This window comes from Mesorhizobium sp. M2A.F.Ca.ET.037.01.1.1 (assembly GCF_003998075.1).
Classification (GTDB): domain Bacteria; phylum Pseudomonadota; class Alphaproteobacteria; order Rhizobiales; family Rhizobiaceae; genus Mesorhizobium.
Genome location: NZ_RZSA01000579.1, coordinates 1 through 4,337 on the forward strand (window position 1 = coordinate 1; position 4,337 = coordinate 4,337).

General features: G+C 64.6%; 5 protein-coding genes. 4 read left to right on the top strand and 1 reads right to left on the bottom strand.

What is annotated here, in order from left to right:
- Positions 1-518: aldo/keto reductase (locus EOA27_RS24610; RefSeq protein WP_145970506.1), on the bottom strand; the 518-nt coding region annotated here is incomplete at its 3' end.
- A gap of 159 nt (positions 519-677) precedes the next feature.
- Between EOA27_RS24610 and EOA27_RS24615 the strand changes: the two genes are divergently transcribed.
- The 4 genes from EOA27_RS24615 to EOA27_RS24630 form a co-directional block, all read left to right on the top strand.
- The gene (locus EOA27_RS24615; protein WP_126079150.1) at positions 678-1,823 is read left to right on the top strand and encodes an acyl-CoA dehydrogenase family protein; all 1,146 of its coding nucleotides are present in this window, start codon (positions 678-680) and stop codon (positions 1,821-1,823) included.
- On the top strand, positions 1,820-2,602 hold the full coding sequence (locus EOA27_RS24620) for a 3-ketoacyl-ACP reductase (RefSeq protein ID WP_126079149.1): 783 nt from the start codon (positions 1,820-1,822) through the stop codon (positions 2,600-2,602). Before EOA27_RS24615 ends, EOA27_RS24620 begins: the two co-directional genes overlap by 4 nt.
- 27 nt (positions 2,603-2,629) lie before the next feature.
- The gene (locus tag EOA27_RS24625; protein WP_126079148.1) at positions 2,630-3,778 is read left to right on the top strand and encodes a dihydrodipicolinate synthase family protein; all 1,149 of its coding nucleotides are present in this window, start codon (positions 2,630-2,632) and stop codon (positions 3,776-3,778) included.
- Between the two features lie 8 nt (positions 3,779-3,786).
- On the top strand, positions 3,787-4,337 hold a 551-nt coding region (locus tag EOA27_RS24630), incomplete at its 3' end, for a TIM barrel protein (protein WP_145970507.1).

Sequence of the window (4,337 nt, forward strand, 5' to 3'; positions counted from 1 at the left end):
GAGCGCAGTTTCTCCAATGCCCGCCAGCAGCCATCCATCGCCTGCCGGAACACTTCCGGCTGCTCGTCGCCACGGGTGAACCGATCGATGTCATGGATGAACAGCATGTCGATGTGTTCAAGCGCCAGGCGCTGCAGCGAATCCTCGAACGACCGCATTGTGCCGTCGTAGGAGTAATCGAAATTCATGGTGTTCGGCGCGGCGTTTGACCACGGCGCGAAGTCGATCTCGGAGCGCTTCGCGGGCTTCAGCACCCGGCCCACCTTGCTGGCGAGGACGAACTCGTCGCGCTTCTTCCAGCGCAGCGAATGCCCGGCCCGCAGTTCCGAGAGGCCGTGGCCGTACATCGGCGCCGTGTCGTAGAAGCGTATGCCCGCGTCCCATGCGGTCTGAATCATGGCATCCGCGGTCTGCTCGTCTATGGGATGAAGGAAATTGCCGATGGGAGCGGTTCCGAACGCGAAGGCCGTGACGTTGAGGCCGGACCGGCCGAATACGCGCTTGTCAGATGGCTTCATGATATCCTCCATTAGTAACCATCTGGTTATTTCTAGTTAAGTTCGACCGAAGCCGCAAGCACTTGTAACGGCAACGCATGGCGATGCGAAGTCCGCCGCTTGACGCCGCCGACGATTCCAGCGTAGGAGTAACTAGATAGTTACATAGGGAGGTCGGCCGTGCCGCTGAGCGAAACGCAGCAGCAGGTGCGCGAGATGGCGCGCCAGTTTGCCGAGGATGTCATTCGTCCAGTTGCAGAGGCGCTTGATCGGGATGAGCGCTTTCCTGGCGAGATATATGAGCAGATGGGCGAGCTCGGTCTCTTCGGTATCGGCGTTCCGGAGGCCATGGGCGGTCCCGGCTTCGACACGCTTACCTATGCGCTGGTGATGGAAGAGCTGTCGCGCGGCTATGCGTCCGTCGCCGATCAATGCGGCCTCGTCGAGCTGATCAGCACCTTGCTTGTCCAGCATGGCAGCGAGGCGCAGCGGCAGCAGTGGCTGGGTCCGGCCATGCGCGCCGAGAAGAAGGCTGCCTACTGCATCACCGAGCCTGAAGCCGGGACCGATGTTTCCGGGATACGCACCACCGCCACGCGCGACGGGCACGGATGGCGGCTGGACGGCGGCAAGATCTGGATCCACAACGCGCCGGTCGCCGACGTCGGTTTCGTGCTGGCGCGCACCGACAAGGATGCGGGCCATCGCGGCATGTCGATCTTCATCGTCGACCTGCACGCCAAGGGAATAGAGCGCGGTCCGAAGGAACATAAGATGGGTCAGCGGGCCAGCCAGGTCGGCGCGCTCAATTTCAACGATGTCGTCCTGGGTCCCGAAGCGCTGCTGGGCGAAGAAGGTCGCGGTTTCCACATGATGATGAGCGTGCTGGACAAGGGGCGTGTCGGCATCGCCTCGCTGGCCGTCGGCATAGCGCAGGCCGGGCTCGAGGCAGCGGTCGACTATGCCCAGCAGCGGCGTCAGTTCGGCAAGCCGATTGCCGATTTCCAGGGCGTGCAGTGGCTGCTTGCCGACATGGCGAAGGACATCGAGGCGGCCCGTCTGCTCGTGCGCAGCGCCGCCGAGAAGATCGATGCGGGGGAGAATGCAACCAAGGCCTGCTCGATCGCCAAATGTTTCGCGGGAGACATAGCCGTGGCGCGCACCGCCGATGCCGTGCAGGTCTTCGGCGGCTCCGGCTACATACGCGGCTTCGAGGTCGAGCGCCTCTATCGGGATGCCAAGATCACCCAGATCTATGAAGGCACCAACCAGATCCAGCGCATGATCATCGCCCGCGAGCTCCTCAAGCATGGAGCCCGGGCGTGAGTGCCGGATCGCGTCATGCAGCCTTCGTCACGGGATCGAGCCGCGGCATCGGGCTTGCGACGGCATTGGAGCTCGCCCGGCGCGGATTCGGCGTGGCGCTCAACGGTCCGTCCGATGACGAGGAATTGAAAGCCGCCGAAGCCGCCGTCGCTGCGCTCGGCGGCCCGGTCGCGCGTGTCGCGGGCGACGTTGCCGATCTCGGCGGCCACGAAAGCATGCTCGAAGCCGCCGAGGCCGCCATCGGTCCCCTGTCGACGCTGATCAACAATGCCGGCGTGTCGGTCATTTCTCGCGGCGACCCGCTCGACGTGACGGAGGAGAGCTACAACCGCTGCCAGGCAATCAACACCAAGGCGCAGTTCTTCCTGTCGCAGCGTTGGGCTAGGCGGCTGCTTGCCCGCGAGCGCGATGACGGCCGCTTCTACAGCCTGATCAACGTCTCTTCCTCCAATGCCACGGCGGTGGCGGAGCCGCGCGCCGAATATTGCGTGTCCAAGGCCGGGTCCGCGATGGTCAGCCAGGTCTTCGCCGTCCGCCTTGGTCGCGAGAACATCGCTGTCTACGACATCAGGCCTGGCCTGATCGAAACGGCCATGACCAAGGCGGTCAGCGAGACTTATCAGCGCCGCATCGACGAGGAGGGGCTGACATTGATAAGCCGCCTCGGCAAGCCGGAAGATGTCGGTCGCGTCATGGCGACGCTCGCCACGGGCGAGCTGCCCTATACGACCGGCCATGTCATTGCCGTCGACGCGGGCATGCTGGTGCCGCGGTTCTGACTGCGGCGTATCGTCAGGGAGAACGCCATGATCATCCAACTGCCGGATAACACGGGCAGACTTTCCGACTACCGGCTTCAAGGCAAGACGATTCCGGCCGCGCGATTGCCCTCTGATGCGCCACGTACCGTGCTGTCGGCGGCCCATGTTGTGGCGGATCCTTTCAGCTTCAACGATCCCGGCGGTCCCGCCGCCATCGACTGGAAGGCCACGATGGCATTCAGGTGCCATCTTCACGGCCTCGGCCTCGGCATCGCCGAGGCGATGGACACCGCGCAGCGTGGCATGGGCCTCGATTGGCCTTCGGCCTTGGAGCTGATCCGCAGGACCAGGAGCGAGCTGCCCGACGCGCTCGTCTTCAACGGCGCCGGCACCGATCAGCTCGGACCGGCCGATGCACGCACGCTCGACGATGTTCGCCGAGCCTATTTCGAGCAGCTCGAGGCCATCCAGAAGGTCGGCGGCAGATTGATCGTCATGGCCAGCCGGGCATTGGCGGCCGTGGCGCGTTCGCCCGAGGATTATGTTTCGATCTATGGCGATGTGCTCGCGCGCTGCGACAGGCCGGTGATCCTGCACTGGCTGGGAGAGATGTTCGATCCGGCCCTCAAGGGTTATTGGGGAGCCGCCCGCTTCGAGGACGCGCTCGAGACGGTCTTGGCGATCATCGGAAACAACACCGCTAGGGTCGACGGCATCAAGATTTCCCTCCTCGACAAGGAGAAGGAGATCGCGATGCGCCGCCGTCTGCCCGCCGGCGTGAAGATGTATACCGGCGACGACTTCAATTATCCGGAGCTGATCGCGGGTGACGAACAGGGGTTCTCGCACGCTCTGCTTGGTATCTTCGATCCCTTGGCGCCGGCCGCCGCCTACGCCATCGATCGGCTCGGCCGGGGCGATAGCCAGGGGTTCCACGCCGCGCTGGATCCTACCGTGCCGCTCGCGCGTCTGATCTTTCGAGCGCCCACCCAATACTACAAGACGGGGGTCGTGTTCCTCGCCTGGCTGAACGGGTTCCAGGATCATTTCGTCATGCTCGGGGGCGCCCAGTCGATGCGGCCGCTGCCCTATTTCGTGGAAGTGTTCAAGCTGGCCGACGGCTGCGGCCTCCTGGCGGATCCCGAGCTGGCGGCCGCACGCATGCGCAAGCTGCTTGCCCTTTATGGGCTCTGACCGGAAACATGCGCGACTTCACGGCGAACCATTCCGCGCTGGCGCTCAATACGGCGACGCTCGGCCATAATCTGGACGGGCACGGCGCGGGCTGGCCTATCGAGCGTGTGCTTGATGCCTGCGCTGAGCGCGGCATACCCGGCATCGTCTTCTGGCGTCGCGAAATCGGCGACCGCGCCGTCGAGATCGGCGAGCGGGTTCGCGCGGCCGGCCTGAGTGTCGTCGGCCTGTGCCGCGCGCCTTACCTCACCGGCCCCATGGGGCTGCCCGGCCGCGCGGCGATCATGGACGATTTCCGCGCCGCGATCGACATGGCCGCGGGTCTCGGCGCCCCTGTTCTGACCATCGTTTGCGGCGGCGTCGAGCCGGGAACGAAAGGCATCGGCGAAAGCCTCAAGCTGGTCGCTGACCGTGTCGCCGAAGCTGCAGCCTACGCGGCGGCCAGAAGCGTTCGCCTGGCTCTCGAACCGCTGCATCCGGTTTATGGTGGCGACCGCTCCTGCCTGGTGACGATGCGCGACGCGGTCGATCTTTGCCTTGCCATTGATGCGTCCAACGT

Coding starts and splice junctions, on each gene's coding strand:
- EOA27_RS24625 (WP_126079148.1), top strand. CDS start 2,630: ATGATCATCCAACTGCCGGATAACACGGGCAGACTTTCCGACTACCGG.